The following is a 19425-nucleotide window of genomic DNA, read 5'->3' as shown; positions in this document are numbered from 1 at the left end:
CTCCTTCCGTTCATCCCGCGCCGGCGACCAGGAGCTGACCGAACGCGAGTCCGCCGTCGTTCGGTGGCAGCCGGCGATGGGTGAGGACGCGGATACCGTCGCCGCGCAACCGCTCCCGCGTCATGGTGAGCAGCAGCGCGTTCTGGAAGACGCCGCCCGACAGGGCGACCGGCAGGTGCGGTGCCGCGTGCCTGCGCACCGTCTCGGCGACCAGATCGGCGACGGCGTGGTGGAATCGGGCGGCGATCACGCCGGGCGCGACGCCCGCCGTGACGTCGGCGACCACGGCCGCGATCACGGGTGCGGCGTCCACGGCCGCCGGATCGCCGTTATGCCAGGCGAATCGGTAACCGCCCGAACAGGTCTCGCGCCGGGCCAGGCCTTCCAACTCGATGGCGGCCTGGGCCTCGAAGTCGACGACGTGGCGCACGCCCGCCAGCGACGCCACGGCGTCGAACAGCCTGCCCATACTGGAGGTCGGCGCGCAGCCGAGCCCGGTCTCGAATTGGTGGGCCAGCACGGCGCTTTCGGATTCGGGGCAGACGGCGACGGAGGGAATCTCGGGAGTCCAGTCGATGCCCGCGGCGCGCAGGTGCGACAGCGCCATCCGATAGGGCCTGCGCACGCTCACGTCGCCACCCGCGAGGGGGACGTAGCGCAAGTGCGCGATCCGCCGGTATCCCTTGTATCCGGCGACGAGCATCTCCCCGCCCCACACCGCGCCGTCGGGGCCGTAACCCGTTCCGTCGAAGGCGAATCCGAGGACCGTGTCGTGCACCGCGAGCCCGTGCTCACCCATCACGGCCGCGATGTGGGCGTGATGGTGCTGCACGGTCTGCACGGGCCGGTCGCCCGCGTGGTCGCGGGCCCAGGCGGTGGAGCGGTAGCCGGGGTGCGCGTCGGCGACGAGACGGCGCGGGCGCACGCCGGTGAGTTCCTCGAGGTGGGTGTGGGCGGCGTCGAACGCGCGCAGGGTCGCCAGGTCGTCCATATCGCCGACGTGCTGGCTGAGCCAGGCGTAGCGGCCCTCGGCGACGGCGCAGGTGTTCTTCAGGTCGGCCCCGACGGCCAAGGTGGGCGGCACCGGGAACGACAGCGCGAGCGGCAGCGGTGCGTAGCCGCGGGAGCGGCGGACCGGCAGTTCCGCACCGTCGAGGACGCGCACCACGGAGTCATCGCAGGGGACCAGGATGCGCCGGTCGTGGGTGAGGAAGGCGTCGGCGAGCCCGGCCAGCCGGGTGCGGGCGTCGGCGTCCTCGTAGCAGAGGGGCTCGCCGCCGAGGTTGCCCGAGGTCATGACCAGGACGCGCGGGCCGGGCGGGTCGCCGGGCAGGCCGAACAGCAGCAGGTGCAGGGGCGTGTAGGCGATCATGACGCCGAGGTCGGGGTTGCCGGGGGCGACGGACGGTGCGACGGAACGGCTTCCGCGTGGCAGCAGGACGATCGGGCGCTGCGCGCCGGAGAGCAACGCGGCGGCGGTCGCGTCGACCCGCACGAGTTCGGCGGCCGTGTCGAGATCGGCGACCATGACGGCGAATGGCTTGTCCCCGCGCCGCTTTCGCGCTCGAAGAGTGCGTACGGCCTCGTCGTTGTCCGCATCGCAGGCCAAGTGGTAGCCGCCGATGCCCTTGACCGCGAGAATGCCTCCGCCGCTGAGGAATACGCGCGCCGCCGCGATCGGATCGGCAGTGTTGGCGGTCGACTCGGCAGCCTCGAAGAATCGCACCGTGGGCCCGCATTCCGGGCACGCCACCGGCTGCGCGTGGAACCGCCGGTCCGCAGGGTCGGCGTACTCCGCCGCGCACCGCGCGCACATCGCGAAATCCGCCATGGACGTGCGCTCCCGGTCGTACGGCAGCCCGGCGATGATGGTGAAGCGCGGCCCGCAGTTGGTGCAGTTGACGAACGGATGCCGATAGCGTCGGTCGGCCGGGTCGCGCAATTCGCGCGCGCAGTCCGCGCAGATCGCGACGTCCGGGGACACCAGCGTGCGGCCGGAACCCCCTGCGGTGTCGGCGATCCGGAACCCCGTACCGCCCCGCACCTCGATCGGTTGCGCTTCGACCGACGCCACCACGGCCAGCGGCGGCGGCTGTTCGGTTACCCGCCTGGCGAATTCGTCCACGGCGGCCGGTGCGCCCTCGACTTCGATGAGCACGCCGTCGGGATCGTTGGCCACGGTGCCGGTGAGCGCCAGTTCGGCCGCCGTCGTGTACACGAACGGCCGGAAACCCACGCCCTGCACCACGCCTCGCACACGGAGGCGGCGGCGCACCCGCGCACTCACGGAACCTCACCCCGCCCCAGCAGTTTCAACCCCGACAACGCCCGAGCCGCGCCCTCGGCGTCGGTCTTCTCCACCGCCAGGCCCATGTGGATGATGACCCAATCCCCGGGCCGGGCCGGATCGTCTTCCAGCAGGCCGATATTCACCTGCCTGCGCGCCCCTTCGACATCGACCACGGCGATCTGGCCGTGGTACCCGTCGGGGATCTCCACGACCTGTCCGGGGATGCCGAGGCACATCACGCCTCCTGGGGGACGGCGAGTTCGGCGGCCAGCGCGCGCACAGCGTCGGCCGCGGGGCCGACCGCCGCGGCCACCGTGTCGCTGAGACCGATGCCCTCGGCGAGGGTTTCGACCTGGCAGCCGACCACCACGGTGCGCGGCATCTGTCCGCCGAGCGCGCGCACGGCGGCGAAGACGGCCTCGGGGTTCATGGCGTGCGCGTCGAGTCCCGCCGCGCCGCCGCCGGATTCGGCCCGGATGACCTCGACGCGGCCGGGTTCGCCGGTGTCGGGCAGCGCGTCCACCAGGATCAGCGCGTCCCACGGCTCGAGCAGGTCGTAGGCCAGGTGCATCCCGCGGATGCCGTAGTCCACCACCCGCGCCGAGCCGCCGAGATCGGCGGGCAGCCGCCGCACCACCTCGGGTCCGAACCCGTCGTCGCCGAGGAAGATGTTGCCGATCCCGGCGATGAGCACGCGTGCGCTCATCTCACATGTGCCGGATCTTCAGGTAGCGCCGGAGATCGGGGATCGACCGCAGCCCGAGGTACGCCCCGGCGGCCACGGCGAGGCCGACGACAACCGTCGCCACCACACCCACTACTTCCATGACCCGCTCCTTTCACTTGTCGCCGTTGACGATCGGTTCGAGTTCATCGGGCGCGAAATACAGGTAGCGCCCGTACCACGCGTGCAGGTCGGCCGCCGGATCGTCCTCGATGACCACGCCCACGTGCGTCTCGCCGTCCACGTCGGCGTGCACGGACGCGACAGTCGCGACCCGGCCGTCGTAGAAAAGATCGTGCGCGTCCGCGCGGCGCGAGGGGTGCAGCCGCACCCGGCTGCCGCGCCGCACCGCGACACCGCCCACCGTGACGGCGTCCGATTCCGGGCGCACCGCGCCGTCGGCCTCCGGATCCCACCAATCCACGTCGGGCGGGACCTCCGGCACCAGGCGCACCGGCGCGGATTCCTCGGCACGAGAGGGCGTTTCACCCTCGACGAGTCCGGATTCGGGCGGCACCACGCCCTCGGAGTCGGGACCGAACGCCGCGATGTCGAAGTGCTCGCCCACGAAGTCCGGTGGATCACCGGGCGGCAGACCGTCGGTGGCCGCGCCACCCGGAGCTACCGGGACGGTCGCCGCCACGCGGCGCTCCGGATCGCGCAGCACGCCGTGCAAAGCGCGCATCTCCTCGGGCGTCATGCTGTCGCAGCGGTCGATGACGGCCGCGGCGAGCGGATCGGTGGCGCGGGCGCGGGCCTTCTCGTCCTCGGTGAGCGTCATGACGCGCAGGGTGAGGATCTCGTCGATCTCGGTGGAGTCGAACAGGGGTCCCTTGCTCTGCTCGGCGATCTCGGGGTGGTCGTAGAGGATGATCGGGGAGACCAGCACCACGCCGTGGTCACCGGGCGGTCCGGCGAGCACCGGGAAGCAGCGGTGCTGCGTGCAATGCGTAACGGCTTCGGCGGCAGCGGGTTCCGGGTCGAGCAGCGACATGAAGGCTCCGTCGTGGATTTCGGCGATCACGTGCGCGCCCAGCAACGACCGCGCGGCGGCGGTGGACTTGTCCGTGGGCTCGGGGAGAATGCCCGTGTTGCGCAACGACACAGCGACGCGCTGATACGAACCTTCGGAATGTACGGTCAACGTCAGCTCACCGGTCACCTCACTCCGCGTGCGCACGATCCGCGCGTCCCCCGGCAACTCCTCCACATCGCGGCCCGGTTCGGCGACCACTGGGAAAGCGGCGTCGGCGATCGGCACCGGTCCGAAAACCAGCTCCCGCTCGACGGTTTCGTCCCAGCTGATCCACGTGGTCTCCCCGATGACCAACTCCGGCACCGGTTCCCCGCCACGCTCCACCGCGCGGCGCTGGAGTTGCAGGAACCGCACCGTGAGCGTCAGCGTCGCGCCGGCCTGCGCGCGCGCCACGCACTGCCCCTCGAGCGAGGGCTCCTCCCCCACCCCGGCCTCGGCCGCACCCACCGGTCCGAGCACACCGAACTGCCAGCGCGAGCGGTTCTTCCGCGAATCCGCCCGATACGGGTAGAGCAGATAGCCCTCGTAGAGCACCGCGTCGGCGACGGCGCGGGCACGGGCGAGCGCGGCCGTCATCGCACCTCCTCCTGGGCGAGCAGGCGGTTCACGGCGTCGTCGAAACCGAGCAGGCCGTGCGAGGACTTGTAGGCGGCCAGCGCCTCCACCGTCTCCAGGTGCAGCCGCACCCAGCCGGCGTTCGGGTAGTGCGCGGCCATCAGGTCCCGCCACACCGAGACCGGCATGTCGAACTTGTCCTCCCGGTCCCACGGGACCTGCTGCACCGCGAAACCGCTGTGCCCCTTGATGAAAACGGTGCCGCTGAACAGGAACACCAGCGGCACCGTCCCTTCCCTCAGGGCGTGCAGGTATTTCGAGCCGCTCACTTCGAAGTCGTAGGTGCACGGCATCGGCAGCTCCACCTCGGCGCCGCCGGAGAAGCCGGGAACCATGGTGGCGCAGTGCATCCAGAGGAACGACTTCTGCGTCTCCTGCCAGCGCTCCCGCGGGCCGAACAGGTCGACCAGGCCCGCGCCCTCCTCGTCCGTGTAGGAGCGCCGGTACGGTTCGATGCGCACCTGCGCGCGTAAAGCGATGGCGTGCACCGGTTCCTCCCCCAGCGCGGCGATGCCGACCCGTGCGGAGAGCACCGGGCCGGCGGCGTAGGGTTCGGGCCGGATCTCCAACACGGCGAACGTCATCGAGTACGCGGGCATCACGCCACCTCCGGGCGGGCGCGCGCCGACATCGAGGCGAAGAAGTCCGCCAGGTAGGCCCTGGCCTCCGCGCCGCCGTCGAATCCGCGCCACAGCAGGCGCATCCGGCCGACGAACTCGTAACAGGCGTCGATCGGCAGCAGCAGGCAGGCGCCCTCGCCCCCGCGCTCCGGCATGCGGATCAGCAGCGCCTCCACATCGTCGGCGAGGATGTCCAGCTCGGGGTGCCGGGCCAGGATCGCGTGCCAACCATCCAGCGGCAGTTCGGATTCCGTCGCCCCGGCCGGTCCGGGATAGAACACGACCGTGCGGCCCAGCGCCGAGTTGGTGAAGAAGAACGCCAGGCCGACCGGAATCTGTAGCGCGTCCCACTCGTCCTGGGTGATCACGCAGTCCGGGAAGGACACGTACCGGTCCGGCACGGCCCGGTAGCGCAGTTCCGCGTTCTGGTCGGTGAACAGCAGATAGCACATCCGGCAGACGCACATCAGTTGTCTGCCTTCGAGATTCACGACGTGCGAATGCGCCGCGCCGATCGGATCGGCGCACATCTCGCAGCGCTCCTCGACCGCCAGGGGTGGCGGATCGCCGGTCGCGATGCGGCGCAGCGCGCCGAAACCCCGTGTCATCCGGCCACCTCCACCGGCACGGCCACCGACAGCGCACCCGAGCGCGTGAGCACCGGGAACGGCTCCAAGTGCTCGTCGCCGTCCAGCCGCGCCCCCGCGTGCACCACGTCGTAGTGCGCGCGGCAGCGCGGGCAGCGCAGTACGGCGTCGCCGACCGGATGTCCCGGCCTGCGGTGCAGCGCCGCGCCCGCCATCGACTCCCCGCAGGCGGCGCAGCGATCCCGGTAGGCGAACAGGTCGTCGCCGACCCGGCAGGCCAGCACCACCAGCGTCCCCACCGTGAACCCGCCGACCTCACCGGGCGCCAGGTCCGCCAGTTCGGGCACGGCGATCCAGCTGCCCGCGTGCGCCTCGGCCGGGTGCACACGCGCGAACAGCGATTCCGCCGGGATCACCCCGCCGGGCGAATCCGGTTCGGCGGCAACCACTTCGATGGTCTCGATCTCCGGCGCGGCGGCCCGGACGGCGTCCTCGACCGCCAACTCCAGCGTGACCGACGAGGACGGGCAGGTCCGGCAGCTGCCCGCCAGCTCCAGCCGGACCACCCCGTCGGCGACGTCGACCAGCGTGACGTCGCCGCCGTGCGACCCGAGATAGGGACGCACGCTGTCGAGCGCGCCCGCCACCCTGGTGCGCACGTCGTGCGGGTGCAGGCCGTGCACCAGCAGCAGGCTCGCGATCAGATCGTCGCGGGCCAGCTCGTCGACCACGCCGGGGTCCAGCCGGTCCAGCACGCGGGCCAGACCGGCGCCGTAGAGGCCGACGACCTCGCGCACGAGGCGCTCGGCGCGGTCGCGGGCGGCCGGGCCGCCCGCGGCGCACGCGTCGAGCAGGGTGTCGATGCGCTCACCCGCACCGCGCCACTGTTCGCCGCCCGCCTCCCGTTCACCCGGGCGATCCGGCACGACTCGACCTCCCGCCGTCACTGCGCGGTCAGCGTCTGCGTCGGCGAGTGCACGGTGTCGAGCACCACGCCGTCGCCGAGGTACATGTGCACCCCGCACGGCAGGCAGGGATCGAAACTGCGCACGGTGCGCATGATGTCGATGCCCTTGAAGTGCTCGCGGTCGTTCTCCTCGAAGATCGGCTGCCCCTGCACCGCGTCCTCGTACGGGCCCGGCGTGCCGAAGCTGTCGCGCGGGTTGGCATTCCACGGGGTGGGCGGATACGGGTGGTAGTTCGCGATCTTGCCGTCCCTGATCACCATGTGGTGCGACAGCACACCGCGCACGGCCTCGGTGAACCCGCAGCCGATGCCCTCGTCGGGCACCTCGAACGGCTCCCACGTATCGGTGCGCCCGGCCCGGATCTCCGCCAGCGCCTGCTCAGCGAAGTGCAGCGCGCACGCCGCCGCGTAGGCCTGGAAGTAGGTGCGGGCGCGGTTGCGCTCGATCGTGTTGCTGCCGTGCGCCGGGATCTTCCATTCCAGGGTGACCGGGCCCTTCAGCGCGGTCTTGGGCAGGTTGATCTCGACGCTGCGGCCCGTGGACTTCACGTACCCGATGTCGACCAACTTCGCCAGCGCCGTCGACCACAGCCGCGCGAGCGGCCCGCCGCCGGTGTCCAGCGCGAGATGATCGGTGCCGTCGAACCAGCGCGGGGACATGACCCAGCTGTACTTGTCGTCCATGTCGCGTTTCTGCGGCCGGGGATTCGTGTGCTGGTTCCAGGGGTGCCTGCGGTCCACCGGATTGCCCAGCGGATCGGTCTCGACGAACATCTCCTGATCGGTCCAGTCGTCGTAATACGAACTGCCGAGCAGGATCCGGATGCCGAGGTTGATGTCCACCAGCGACGTGGTGACCAGTTCACCGTCCACCACCACGCCGGGCGTGACGAACATCCGGCGACCCCAGTCCTCCATGTCCTTGTACGCGAAGTTGCACACCTCCGGGTCCTGGAACGAGCCCCAGCAGCCCAGCAGCGTGCGGCGCAGGCCGACCTGCTCGTAGCCGGGCAATGCCTCGTAGAAGAAGTCGAACAGGTCGTCGTGCATGGGCACGACCTTCTTCATGAACTCCACGTACCGCATCAGGCGCGACATGTAGTCGGTCATGAGCTGCACCGTCGCGACGGTGCCGACGCCGCCCGGATACAGCGTGGAGGGGTGCACGTGCCTGCCCTCCATGAGGCAGAACATCTCGCGCGTGTACCGGCTGACCTGCAACGCCTCCCGGTAGAACTCGCCGGAGAACGGGTTGAGCGCGCGCATGATGTCGGCGATGGTGCGATAGCCGTGCTCGCCGGCGTGCGGCGCCTCGGTGTTCTCGGCGCGCGCCAGCACGCCGGGATTGGTCTCGGAGACCATCTTCTCGCAGAAGTCCACGCCGACCAGGTTCTCCTGGAAGATGTTGTGGTCGAACATGTATTCCGCGGCTTCGCCGAGGTTGACGATCCACTCGCCCAGGTGCGGCGGCTTCACGCCGTAGGCCATGTTCTGGCAGTAACACGAGCAGGTCGCGTGATTGTCACCGCAGATGCCGCAGATGCGGCTGGTGATGAAATGGGCGTCGCGCGGGTCCTTGCCCTTCATGAAGATCGAGTAGCCGCGGAAGATGGACGAGGTGCTGTGACACTCGACCACCTGCCGGTTGGCGAAGTCGATCTTGGTGTAGATGCCGAGGCTGCCGACGATCCGGGTGATGGGGTCCCACGCCATCTCCACCAGGTGGTCCGGATCGATCGTGCGGTGCGACGGCTCGGGGATGATCGCGGTCATCGAATATCTCCCTTACCAGGTGCGTGTCGCGCCGGATTCCAGCTTCTGGCCCTTGTGCCGCCAGCGCGGCTCCTTGTCCACGGTGCGACCGGTGATGTGGCGCAGACTGCGTATCACCGAGCCGTACAGGCCCGAGGCGGTCGAGGACAGTTTGCCGCCGGGCGGTTCGTCCATGAACGGCATGAACTTGTCCGGGAAACCGGGCATGGTGCAGCCGATGCAGATGCCGCCCACGTTCGGGCAGCCACCCACGCCGTTGATCCAACCGCGTTTGGGCACATTGCATTTCACGACCGGACCCCAGCAGCCGAGCTTGACGATGCACTTCGGCGAACCGTAGTTCTCGGCGAAATCGCCCTGCTCGTAGTAGCCCGCGCGATCACACCCCTCGTGCACCGTCGCGCCGAACAGCCACTTGGGCCGCAGCGCGTCGTCCAGCGGGATCATGGGGGCCTGGCCGGTGGCCATGTAGAGCAGATACGTGAGCGTCTCGGACAGGTTGTCGGGATGGATCGGGCAGCCGGGCACGCAGACGATCGGGATGCCGGCCTTGCTCTTCCAGTCCCAGCCGAGGTAATCGGGCACACCCATCGCGCCGGTGGGGTTGCCCGCCATCGCGTGGATGCCGCCGTAGGTAGCGCAGGTGCCGACGGCGACCAGGGCGGTCGCTTTCGGCGCCAGCCGATCGAGCCATTCGCTCGTCGTCATCGGCTGACCGGTCGCAGGGTTGTTGCCGAAGCCGCACCAGTAGCCCTCGTCGTGCAGTTGCTCGTTGGGGATCGAGCCCTCCACGATGAGGACGAACGGGTCCAATTCGCCACGGTCGGCTTTGAAGAACCATGCCAGGAAGTCGTCGGCGCCACCGGTGGGTCCGCACTCGAAATCGATGAGCGGCCAGTGCACGGCGATCTTGGGCAAGCCGGGTAGCGATCCCAGCGCGATTTCCTCGACGCTGGGCTGGGTGGCGGCGGTGAGTGCTACCGAATCGCCGTCACAACTGAGTCCCGCGTTGATCCACAGGACGTGGATCAACGTTTCCTCGGCTTCGACTGCTTCTCGAGTGGGCATCGGATGCCACCTTCCGCAGCGGAGACGGGTCCGACCTGGGCTGAGTGATGATCGGGCCTCTTGTGATCTCGATCACATCAGTCTAGGTGTGCGGGGTCGGCACCTCAAGCCCGGACGACGCCGGGCGTTAGCTGACCGGTCAGCCAGCCGTACCACTCGGGCAGACCCTCGCCCGTCGTGGCCGATACCGGCATGATCCGCACGCCCGGGTGCACCGACCGGGCGTACTCGGCGCAGCGCGCCACGTCGAAATCGACGTAGGGCAGCAGGTCGATCTTGTTCACCAGCACCAGTTCGGCGGCGGCGAACATGTGCGGGTACTTCAGCGGTTTGTCGGTGCCCTCGGTGACCGAGATGACCACCACCTTGGCGCGCTCACCGAGGTCGAACAGGGCCGGGCAGACCAGGTTGCCGACGTTCTCGACGAACAGCAGCGTGCCCGGGGCGGGGTCGAGCGCGTCCAGCGCGCGGCGCATCATCTCGGCGTCCAAGTGGCACCCGGCGCCGGTGTTCACCTGCACCACGCCCACCCCGGTCGCCTCGATGCGCTCGGCGTCCAGCAGGGTGGCCTGATCCCCCTCGACCACGGCGATCGGGAGGTCGCCGAGATCGCGAATCGTGCGCTCGAGCAAGGTGGTCTTGCCCGCGCCGGGCGAGCTGGTGACGTTCAGGGCGAGGATGCCGCGCTCGCGCAGCCAGGCGCGATTCTCCTCGGCGAGCCGGTCGTTCTTGGCGAGCACTTTTTGTTCGAGGGTGAGGGTGGTCGTGTGGTCGTGGGAGTGGTCACTGGCCTGTGAGCGCTCGTGAGCGTGGGAATGCGGATGGTCGAGCGAGTGCTCGGGGGCATGGGAGTGCTCGTGGCCGTGCGAGTGCTCGGGGCCGTGCGAGTGCTCGGGGCCGTGCGAGTGCTCGGGGCCGTGCGAGTGCTCGGGGCCGTGCGAGTGCTCGGGGGCGCCGCCCTCGCCGTGCTCGTGCCCGTGATCGTGGGTGTGCGGGTGTTCGTGGGAGTACACGCGGCCCTCCGCGTCCACGTGCTCGTGCGGGTGCGAGTGGGCGTGCCCATCTCCGTGATCGTGCGCGTGGTCGTGGGTGTGCGGGTGTTCGTGGGAGTACACGCGGCCCTCGGCGTCCACATGTTCGTGGGGATGTGCGTGGGCGTGGACGTCACCGTGTGGAGCCGCCTGCGCGCCTTCGCTCGAAAACTCTTGTCCCGCAGCGTGATCGTGCGCGTGGCCGTGCGAGTGGGGATGGTCGTGCGAGTATACGTGCCCTTCCGCGTCGACGTGCTGATGCGGGTGCGAATGCTCGTGCTCGGCACCGTGGTCGTGTGCGTGATCATGCGAGTGTGGATGCTCGTGCGTGTACACGCGGCCCTCCGCATCGACGTGCTCGTGGGGATGCGAGTGCGCGTGCCCCTCCCCCGCGCCGGCCCGCGCATCGCCGAACTCGCCGGCACCGCCCGGCCGACCCGCGCGTGCACCGCGCGCGTTGGGCACGGTGATCAGCGCGGGTCCATCGCCTTCGCATCCGCAGGTGGCGCACATTGTTCGCTCACTTCCATCGACCGGATTCGGAGTTCCCGCCCCGCGGCGATCTCGACGTCGGCGCTGCCGCACGGGCACAGCAGGATAAAGCCCGCCACCTCGAATTCGCTGTCGCAGCAACGGCATCGGGCCCGCGCGGCGACGGTGTGGATGTCCAGCAGTGCCCCCTGCGCGACCGTGCCCTCGGTGGCCAACTCGAAGCAGAAGTCCATCGCGTCGGGAACCACGGCGCACAGCGCGCCGACCTCGAGCACGACGCGATACACGGTGCGGCCCGCCGCGTGTTCGCAGACCGCATCGACGACACTCTGCGTAATCGCCATCTCGTGCACAGTGCTCCCGGGCTGTCGAGAACCTACGCCGTCTTCGCAGCCTACTCCCCCGGGCGCCCCGGAACCGGCGACTCGCGAACTCCCCGCAAACGCGCCCCGCAGCGGGCTTATAGCACCGATATCAGTTGCGGTCCAGAAATCTTTACGGCATCCTTCAAGTGGGTCGGGGGATCCACGCGATCGACGTTCGGGACGGGCATGCGCGCCGATCGCGGGACGCGGAGCACAACGGGAGGGTGGTCTGGTCATGGCAAGCAACGGGCTCGTCCGCGCCGGAAGCGCGCGGGCCGATGGGTGAATTCGTCGCGGCCACGCTGTCGTTTCCCACCGTGCTGTTCACCTTCGCGCTGGTCGTGGTGATCGCGTACTGGTTGCTCGTGCTGGTCGGCGGCACGGAGATCGACATCCTCGACGGCGACGTGAGCGGCGAATCACCCTCCACCGCTTCAGGATTGGGCGCGCTGGGCCTGGGCGGCGTACCGGTGACGGTGGCGGTCAGCGGGCTGGTCACGCTGTCCTGGTTCGCGAGCCTCGTCGGCACGGTGGCCCTCGCCGCGACGGGCCTCGGCGGTGCGGTGGCCGTCGCCGCGGCGATCACCGTGGTGCCGCTGGCGCTGATCGCGGCCGTCGCGGGTACCCGCCTGGTGGTGATCCCGCTGCGCCGCTTCTTCCGCGAGCAGCCCGCGCCCTCGCACACCGATTTCGTCGGCCGGATCTGCGTCATCCGCACCGGCCGGGTCGACGAGGAGTTCGGGCAGGCCGAACTCGTCTCCGCCGACGGTTCGTCGGCCATCATCCAGGTGCGCCAGACCGAACGGCACGCCGCGACCGCTCCCCTGAAACACGGGGACTCCGCCGTCGTCTACGACTACGACCGGGCCTCCGAGACGTTCTGGGTGGCCCCGACAGAGGGGATCTGAATGTCCACGATCGCGATCGGACTCGGCGTGCTCATCGCCGTCGTCCTGCTGGTGGCGCTGGCCGGGTTGTTCCTGGTCAGCCGCCTGTTCAAGAAGGTGACGCAGGGGCGTGCGCTGATCATCTCCAAGATGCGCAAGGTGGACGTGACGTTCACCGGCGCCGTCGTGCTGCCCGTGCTGCACAAGGCCGAGTTCATGGACATCTCGGTCAAGACCATCGAGATCGCCCGCCTCGGCCGCGACGGGCTGATCTGCCGCGACAATATCCGCGCCGACATCCGGATCACCTTCTTCGTCCGGGTCAACAAGACCGTCGAGGACGTCATCAAGGTCGCCCAGGCCATCGGCACCCAGCGCGCCAGCGACCAGTCCACGCTCCAGGAGCTGTTCAGCGCCAAGTTCTCCGAGGGTCTCAAGACCGTCGGCAAACATCTGGACTTCGTCGACCTCTACACCCACCGCGACGAGTTCCGCGACCGCATCATTCAGGTCATCGGCACCGACCTCAACGGCTACAGCCTCGAGGACGCCGCCATCGACTACCTCGAGCAGACCCCGCTGATGCAGCTGGACGCGCAGAACATCCTCGACGCGCAGGGCATCCGCAAGATCACCGAGCTCACCGCGCTGGAACACGTGCGCACCAACGAGTTCCGCCGCAACGAGGAGAAGGAGATCACCCGCCAGAACGTGGAGGCGCGCGAGGCGGTGCTGGCGCTGGAGCGCCAGCAGGCCGACGCCGAGAACCGGCAGCGGCGCGAGGTGGAGACGCTGCGCGCCCGCGAGGAGGCCGAGATCCTGCGCGTGCAGGCCGAGGAGCATCTCAAGGCCAACACCGCGGCGCTGCGCACCGAGGAAGCGCTGGGCATCCAGGAGCAGAACAAGCAGCGCGAGATCGCGGTCGCGGAGAAGAACCGCGAGCGCGTGATCGCCATCGAGTCCGAGCGCATCGAGAAGGACCGCCAGCTCGAGGTGGCCGACCGGGACCGCGCCGTCGCGCTGGCGCGGATGGCCAACGAGCGCGAGGTGGAGACCGAGCGCCGCACCGTCGCCGAGGTGGTGCGCGAACGCGTCGCGGTGGACAAGACCGTGGCCGAGCAGGAGGAGCAGATCAACCGGCTGCGCGCCGTGGAGGCGGCCGAGCGCGAGCGCCAGGCGATCATCATCCGCGCCGAGGCCGACGCGCAGGAGCACCTGGTCAAGGACATCAAGGCGGCCGAGGCGGCCGACGCGGCGGCCAAGTTCCGCGCCAAGGAATCGCTGACGCTGGCCGAGGCCGAACAGCAGGCCGCGGAGTTGCAGGCGCGCGCCAAGATCCGGCTGGCCGAGGCCTCGCAGGCCGAGTCCGCCGCCTACGGGCTCGGACAGGCGCAGGTGCGCGAGCGCGAGGCCGACGCGATCGAGAAGGTCGGCCGCGCCGAGGCGTCCGCGCTGCGGGAGAAGACCGTCGCCGAGGCCCAGGGCCTGCGCGAGCGCAGCCTGGCCGAGGCCGAGGGCCTGCGCGAGAAGCTCAAGGGCGAGGCCGAGGGGCTCGAGGAGAAGGCCAGGGCCATGGCGGCGCTGGACGACGCCACCCGCGACCACGAGGAGTACCGCCTGCGGCTGGAGCTGGAGAAGGAGGTCGAGCTGGCCAAGGTCAGCGCGCACCGCGAGGTCGCCGAGGCGCAGGCCATGGTGCTGGCCGCCGGGCTGGAGAAGGCGAACATCGACATCGTCGGCGGCGAGTCGGTATTCCTGGACCGCCTGGTCGGCGCGATCGGGCTGGGCAAGGGGCTCGACAAGCTGCTCCAGTCCGAAACCGGCGCCGCGGCAACGGAACTGGTGGGCACCCTGCTCACCCGCAACGGTTCCGGCGGGCACGCGGCGGGTGATGCGGCCGCCGACGACGTCAGCCTGACCACATGAGCGAAGCGCCACCGCGGCGCGAGGAGACGGGCGGGGCGGTCGCCGCCCCGCCCGCCGACTCCGCCCTCGAAGGGTCGACCTACGACGTGTTGCGCACTCGCCTGCGCGCGCACGCCGCCGAACTCGCCCGCCGCTGCGAGGATCTCAACGACCGCCGGGTCGAGGAGTTCGGCGGCATCGAGCTGACGCTGCTGGGCACCGAACGCGTCCGCACCGCCAACAACTGCGTGCCGCGCGATATCGTCGCGCTGCCCGACGGGCGGATGATGTTCGGCTACAACGTCTTCATCGGCATGAAGCCGCAGACCGAGGTCGGCGACGTGTTCGCGCTGCGCCGGTTCCACGCCGAGGGCACCGAATTCGGTTTCGCCGAGGCGGATTCGGCCGATCTGCTCGACGATCCGCGGTTCCGCCGCGATTTCGACGAGCTCTACCGATATTACGCGCGAACGAAGCTGCTGCAGCTGCGGTGGGTGGACGCGCGGCTGCTCGCCGTCTTCCAGACCGGCCAGCGCACCGACGACATCAAAGTGCTGCGCTGGCAGGCCGAGCCCGACGGCACCGTGCGCTACCTGGACAACCGGGGCGAGCAGGATCACGTGTTCCCGCCCGCGCACGAGTTCGAATGGATCGAGACCACCCGCGACGACCAGGTGCCCGGTCGGCGTCCGCACCTGAACATCCTGGGCGAGGTGTTCGTCGAGACGCTGGGCGGCACGCTCACCATCAAGCTGGAGAACAACACCGAGACCGGCGAGGGAGTGTACTCCGAGCCGGTGGACGAGCCGTTGCAGAGCCTGGCCGACGCCGACATCCGGTACGCGCGGATCGGCCCGCTGATCTTGTTGCGCATCCTCCCCTACAACGAGACCCGGTGGCGGCACCTGGTTTTCAACACGCGCACCAAGAGCGTGGTGCGGCTGGACGGCATCGGCCGCGCCTGCCGCCTGCTGCCCGACGACCAGGGCATCCTCTTCCCCGGCGGCTACTATCTGAGCACCGGCGCGCACAAGACGTTCGACACCGATATCGACGATCTGGAGTACGAGCGGACCATCCACGCGGCGGGCGGCGAGGACGTGCTCTACGTCTTCCACGCCCGCGCCGAGGGCCGCACGCTGCTGCTGCCCTACCACGTGATACGCAAGCAGGTGGCCAATCCCCTGGTCTGCCATGGCTATTCACTGTTCGACGACGGCACGATGGTGGTGTTCCGCGCACTGTCGGAGGAGCCCACGCGGGTGCATCCGATGCAGGTGTGGCGCACGCCGTTCCGGTCCGACGAGTACGAGGCCGCGCGGCCCGCGGGCGCCGGGCCGCTGGCGCGGGTCGGGAATCGCGAACTGGTGCGCGGCATTTCGGACTGCCTGTCGCTGAACCGGATGGTCGAGGACATGGCGCCCGCCGCGCCGGTGTTCGAGGCGCTGATCGCCGCGTGCACCCGCGCCGCCGACCAGCACCACTGGCTCGGCGACGCCGAATTCGGCGCTCTCGCCGAACCGCTCACCGCGCTGCGCGACACGGCGGGGCAGGTACTGGACGAATTCGAGAAGGTCACCGCGCGCACCGCCGAGGCGGCCGCCGCGGTGGACGAGGCCGCCGAGGGGATCGGCACGCTGGTGCGCACCGGTCGCGCCGCCGCGCACACCGATGCCGACGGCTGGGTGCGCCTGCTCGCCGAACTCCATCGTGCGCAGGGCACGCTGTCGACACTGCGCGAGCTGCGCTACGCCGACACCGCGCGCATCGACGAACTCGAACGGACGGTGCGCGACGCGCTCACCGACACCGGTCGCCGCGCGATCGAATTCCTCAGCGGCCCAGATGCTTTCGAGAACTACGAGCGCGAGATCGGCGAAGCGACCACGCGCGCGGATCAGATCTCGGGCGTCGCCGAGAGCGAGCCGATCCAGCGGTGGCTGGCCGAGCAGACCGAGGGATTGCGGACCATCACCGAGGTGGTGGCCGCGCTCGACATCGCCGACGCCACCGTGCGCACCCGCATCCTAGAGCAGATCGGCGGCGTCTCGGCCGCTGTCAACCGGGCGCGGGCGACGCTCGAGACCCGCCGCACCGAACTGGCCGCCGCCGAGGGGCGCGCGGAGTTCGCCGCCGAATTCGCCCTGCTCGGGCAGGCTGTCACCGGCGCGATCGCCACGGCCACCACGCCCGACGACTGCGACGACCAGCTGGCCAAACTGCTGCTGACGCTCGAGAACCTGGACGCGCGCTTCGGCGAGTTCGACGACTTCTCCGCCCGCCTGGCCGGCGAGCGCGAGGAGGTGTACGAGGCGTTCGCGGCGCGCAAGCAGGCGCTGCTGGACGAGCGCTCGCGGCGGGCCGAACGGATCGCCGAGTCCGCGCGGCGGATGCTGTCGAGCATCGAACGCCGGTGCGCGAGCATGGGTTCGGCCGACGAGGTGGGCACCTACTTCGCCGCCGATCCGATGGTCACCCGGCTGCGCGCCGCGATCGGCGAACTGCGCGCGATCGGGGAATCGGTGCGCGCCGAGGAACTCGACGGGTTGCTGAAGGCCGCGCGGCAGGAGGCGGCGCGCTCGCTGCGGGACCGCCGGGATCTGTTCGACGACGGAGGCGCGACCATCCGGCTCGGCAGGCACCGGTTCGCGGTCACCACCGGGCCGATCGATCTCGCCCTTGTGCCACAAGGTGATTCGATCGCGTACACCATCACGGGGACCGACTATCGCGCGCCGCTTGCCGATGCGGAGTTCGCCGACACCGCGCCCTACTGGGCGCAGTTGGTGGTATCGGAGACGCCCGAGGTGTATCGGGCGGAGTACCTGGCGGCCTCGATGCTGGCCGAGGCCGAGGCGGACGGGTCGCTGGCGGCCCTGCACACTGCCGCACTCACCGAGGGCGAGCTGACCGCCCTGGTGACGGCCACCGCCGCGCAGCGCTACGACGAGGGTTACGAGCGCGGCGTGCACGATCACGACGCCGCCGCCGTTCTCGGGGCACTGTTGCGCCTGCACGCCGGTGCGGGACTGTTGCGGTACCCGCCGGCGGAAAGGGCGGCCGCGCAGCTGTGGTGGCGTTTCGGCGCTGGCGAGCCGGCCGCGCGGGAGCGCTGGGCCACGCGGATCGGCTCGCTCGCGCGGGCGCGGGCGCTGTTCGACACCACGGCGTCGGTCGTAGCGTTGCGCGACGAATTGGGCGCGGCTATCGGTGCATTCGCCGACGCGCTGGGACTCGGTGTCGACGGCGGACTCGCCGGTGAGTATCTGTTCGAGGAGATCGCCGACGGGGCGGACGGCTTCGTCACCGCGCGGGCGGCGCGCACCTTGCTCGACCGCTTCCACAACCACCTCGAAACCGCCTCGGGCCGTGACACTTACATGCGTGACCTGCGCTCCTTGGCCACCGATCTACCGCTGCGGCATCAGCTGGTCACCACCTGGCTCACGGCCTACGCCGAGCGGCACGCGGACCCGTCGCTGATTCCGCACTTGGCCGAGGCGATCGCGGTGGAGTTGTGCGGAGCGGACCTGCCGCGCCACGATTCCGCCGCCGAACTCGACGCCACCGTGCCGGGGTTGCTCGGCACTCACCCGCGAATCACCAAGCGCTCGTTGACCTTCCGGCTGGACGAGCTGCTGGCCCGCTGCCGGTGGTTCCGCGCCGAGCGGGTGCCGGGGTTCCGCGACTATCTGCGGCGGCGCACGGAATTGGTCACCCGCGAACGGGATCGCCTGCGGCTGGCCGAATACCGGGCGCAGGTACCCAACGGCTTCGTGCGCAACCGGCTGCTGGACGAGGTCTACCTGCCGTTGATCGGCGACAACCTCGCCAAACAACTCGGCGCGACCGGCGACGGCAAACGTGTCGACCAGTCCGGGTTGCTGCTGTTGATCTCCCCGCCCGGCTACGGCAAGACCACGCTCATGGAGTACGTGGCCGCGCGCCTGGGGCTGGTATTCGTCAAGGTGAACGGGCCCGCCCTCGGGCACGCCGTCCGTTCGGTCGACCCCGACGACGCCCCCAACGCGACGGCGCGCCAAGAGGTGGAGAAGATCGACTTCGCGCTCGAGATGGGCTCGAATGTGCTGCTGTACCTGGACGATATCCAGCACACCTCGCCGGAACTGTTGCAGAAGTTCATCTCCCTCTGCGACGGGCAGCGCCGGATGGAGGGCGTGTGGGAGGGCCGCACCCGCACCTACGATTTGCGCGGCAAGCGGTTCGCCGTGTGTATGGCGGGCAACCCCTACACCGAGCAGGGCAAGCGGTTCCGCATCCCGGACATGCTCGCCAACCGCGCCGACGTGTGGAATCTCGGCGACGTGCTCTCCGGACGCGACGACCTGTTCGCGCTCAGCTACCTCGAGAACGCGCTCACCGCGAATCCCGTTCTCGCGCCGCTCTCCTCGCGCGAGCGCGGCGATCTGGACGTGCTGCTGCGAATGGCGCACGGGGATGAGTCGGCGCGCGCCGATCAGCTCGCGCACCCGTACTCGGCGGCCGAACTGTCCGATGCGGTGTCGGTGCTGGGCAAGATGCTGCGGGTGCAAGAGGTGGTGCTGGCGGCCAACCGCGCCTACATCGCCTCCGCGGCCACCGCCGACGCGAGCCGCACCGAGCCGCCGTTCCGCCTCCAGGGCTCCTACCGCGATATGAACGCCCTGTCGGAGCGCATCGTCCCGGTGATGAACGACGCCGAGCTGGAGACGCTCATCGACGATCACTACACCGGCGAGGCGCAGACCCTCGCGGCCGGCGCCGAGGCGAACCTGCTCAAGCTCGCCGAGCTGCGCGGGCGCCTCACTGCCGAGCGCGCGCGGCGCTGGGCCGAGGTGAAGTCGGCGTACCTGCGCGAACAGGCGCTCGGCGGGGCCGAGGACGATCCCCTCGTCCGCGCCATCGGGGCGCTCGGTCTGCTCGCGTCCCGGATCGACAACATCGAATCGGCGATCCGGGGGTTGGGGCGGGAATCTCATGCGAACGACATCGTGCCGGAGACCCGATTCGCCGACTGAGGTCCTTCGCCGGCCGGGCGGCGCGCGGAGCTTTGGCGTGCCGTCCC

At 70.1% G+C, this 19425-nt stretch carries 15 protein-coding genes; 3 read left to right on the top strand and 12 right to left on the bottom strand.

Annotated elements, in window-relative coordinates; translation table 11 throughout:
- Positions 1–10: 10 nt before the first annotated feature.
- The 12 genes from hypF to OHB21_RS25120 all read right to left on the bottom strand — a co-directional run bounded on the left by hypF (position 11) and on the right by OHB21_RS25120 (position 11556).
- Positions 11–2287 carry a carbamoyltransferase HypF gene (gene hypF / locus OHB21_RS25170; RefSeq protein ID WP_067506953.1) on the bottom strand — a complete coding sequence of 759 codons (2277 nt, stop codon included), beginning with the start codon at positions 2285–2287 and terminating at the stop codon, positions 11–13.
- A complete protein-coding gene (locus OHB21_RS25165) occupies positions 2284–2526 on the bottom strand; it encodes a HypC/HybG/HupF family hydrogenase formation chaperone (RefSeq protein WP_067506956.1) in 243 nt (80 codons plus the stop codon). Before OHB21_RS25165 ends, hypF begins: the two co-directional genes overlap by 4 nt.
- On the bottom strand, positions 2526–2996 hold the full coding sequence (locus tag OHB21_RS25160) for a hydrogenase maturation protease (RefSeq protein WP_067506960.1): 471 nt from the start codon (positions 2994–2996) through the stop codon (positions 2526–2528). The genes OHB21_RS25165 and OHB21_RS25160 overlap by 1 nt, the downstream gene beginning before the upstream one ends.
- Before the next feature lies 1 nt (position 2997).
- Complete coding sequence (locus OHB21_RS37615) at positions 2998–3117, bottom strand: DUF6893 family small protein (protein ID WP_407675017.1); 120 nt, start codon at positions 3115–3117, stop codon at positions 2998–3000.
- 12 nt (positions 3118–3129) lie between these two features.
- Positions 3130–4626, bottom strand: a complete 1497-nt coding sequence (locus tag OHB21_RS25155; protein WP_228791444.1) for a hypothetical protein — start codon at positions 4624–4626, stop codon at positions 3130–3132.
- Entirely contained in the window at positions 4623–5264 is a 642-nt protein-coding gene (locus tag OHB21_RS25150) for a DUF6084 family protein (protein WP_067506975.1), read from the bottom strand. The genes OHB21_RS25155 and OHB21_RS25150 overlap by 4 nt, the downstream gene beginning before the upstream one ends.
- On the bottom strand, positions 5264–5893 hold the full coding sequence (locus tag OHB21_RS25145) for a DUF5947 family protein (RefSeq protein ID WP_067506978.1): 630 nt from the start codon (positions 5891–5893) through the stop codon (positions 5264–5266). Before OHB21_RS25145 ends, OHB21_RS25150 begins: the two co-directional genes overlap by 1 nt.
- The gene (locus OHB21_RS25140) at positions 5890–6798 is read right to left on the bottom strand and encodes a NifU family protein (protein WP_195125850.1); all 909 of its coding nucleotides are present in this window, start codon (positions 6796–6798) and stop codon (positions 5890–5892) included. Before OHB21_RS25140 ends, OHB21_RS25145 begins: the two co-directional genes overlap by 4 nt.
- Before the next feature lie 17 nt (positions 6799–6815).
- Positions 6816–8612 (bottom strand): nickel-dependent hydrogenase large subunit, encoded by a 1797-nt coding sequence (locus OHB21_RS25135; RefSeq protein ID WP_067506988.1) that lies wholly within the window; start codon positions 8610–8612, stop codon positions 6816–6818.
- A 12-nt stretch (positions 8613–8624) separates the two neighbouring features.
- Positions 8625–9680, bottom strand: coding sequence for an NADH-quinone oxidoreductase subunit B family protein (locus OHB21_RS25130; RefSeq protein ID WP_067506991.1), 1056 nt, complete (start codon positions 9678–9680; stop codon positions 8625–8627).
- Positions 9681–9784: 104 nt separating this feature from the next.
- Positions 9785–10711 (bottom strand): hydrogenase nickel incorporation protein HypB, encoded by a 927-nt coding sequence (gene hypB / locus OHB21_RS25125; RefSeq protein ID WP_407675258.1) that lies wholly within the window; start codon positions 10709–10711, stop codon positions 9785–9787.
- Between the two features lie 470 nt (positions 10712–11181).
- On the bottom strand, positions 11182–11556 hold the full coding sequence (locus tag OHB21_RS25120) for a hydrogenase maturation nickel metallochaperone HypA/HybF (RefSeq protein ID WP_195125848.1): 375 nt from the start codon (positions 11554–11556) through the stop codon (positions 11182–11184).
- Between the two features lie 290 nt (positions 11557–11846).
- Here OHB21_RS25120 and OHB21_RS25115 point away from each other — a divergent pair, with 290 nt between their 5' ends.
- The 3 genes from OHB21_RS25115 to OHB21_RS25105 are packed head-to-tail and all read left to right on the top strand — an operon-like array spanning position 11847 to position 19378.
- Complete coding sequence (locus OHB21_RS25115) at positions 11847–12476, top strand: hypothetical protein (protein WP_067506998.1); 630 nt, start codon at positions 11847–11849, stop codon at positions 12474–12476.
- Complete coding sequence (locus tag OHB21_RS25110; RefSeq protein ID WP_198161710.1) at positions 12477–14381, top strand: flotillin family protein; 1905 nt, start codon at positions 12477–12479, stop codon at positions 14379–14381.
- Positions 14378–19378: a DNA repair ATPase gene (locus OHB21_RS25105; RefSeq protein ID WP_195125847.1), complete on the top strand. Its 5001-nt coding sequence runs from the start codon at positions 14378–14380 to the stop codon at positions 19376–19378. The genes OHB21_RS25110 and OHB21_RS25105 overlap by 4 nt, the downstream gene beginning before the upstream one ends.
- Positions 19379–19425 lie beyond the last annotated feature (47 nt).

This window comes from Nocardia puris (assembly GCF_036051655.1).
Taxonomy (GTDB): domain Bacteria; phylum Actinomycetota; class Actinomycetes; order Mycobacteriales; family Mycobacteriaceae; genus Nocardia; species Nocardia puris.
Note: the sequence above shows the minus strand (reverse complement) of the source record. Positions and strands in the feature narration are given on the sequence as shown.

Excerpts from the sequence above, each read along its gene's own strand:
- OHB21_RS25130 (WP_067506991.1), bottom strand. The coding sequence starts at position 9,680 with ATGCCCACTCGAGAAGCAGTCGAAGCCGAGGAAACGTTGATCCACGTC.
- OHB21_RS25150 (WP_067506975.1), bottom strand. The coding sequence starts at position 5,264 with ATGCCCGCGTACTCGATGACGTTCGCCGTGTTGGAGATCCGGCCCGAA.
- OHB21_RS25165 (WP_067506956.1), bottom strand. The coding sequence starts at position 2,526 with ATGTGCCTCGGCATCCCCGGACAGGTCGTGGAGATCCCCGACGGGTAC.
- OHB21_RS25105 (WP_195125847.1), top strand. The coding sequence starts at position 14,378 with ATGAGCGAAGCGCCACCGCGGCGCGAGGAGACGGGCGGGGCGGTCGCC.
- OHB21_RS25115 (WP_067506998.1), top strand. The coding sequence starts at position 11,847 with ATGGGTGAATTCGTCGCGGCCACGCTGTCGTTTCCCACCGTGCTGTTC.
- OHB21_RS25145 (WP_067506978.1), bottom strand. The coding sequence starts at position 5,893 with ATGACACGGGGTTTCGGCGCGCTGCGCCGCATCGCGACCGGCGATCCG.
- OHB21_RS25135 (WP_067506988.1), bottom strand. The coding sequence starts at position 8,612 with ATGACCGCGATCATCCCCGAGCCGTCGCACCGCACGATCGATCCGGAC.
- OHB21_RS25160 (WP_067506960.1), bottom strand. The coding sequence starts at position 2,996 with ATGAGCGCACGCGTGCTCATCGCCGGGATCGGCAACATCTTCCTCGGC.
- OHB21_RS37615 (WP_407675017.1), bottom strand. The coding sequence starts at position 3,117 with ATGGAAGTAGTGGGTGTGGTGGCGACGGTTGTCGTCGGCCTCGCCGTG.
- OHB21_RS25110 (WP_198161710.1), top strand. The coding sequence starts at position 12,477 with ATGTCCACGATCGCGATCGGACTCGGCGTGCTCATCGCCGTCGTCCTG.
- OHB21_RS25155 (WP_228791444.1), bottom strand. The coding sequence starts at position 4,626 with ATGACGGCCGCGCTCGCCCGTGCCCGCGCCGTCGCCGACGCGGTGCTC.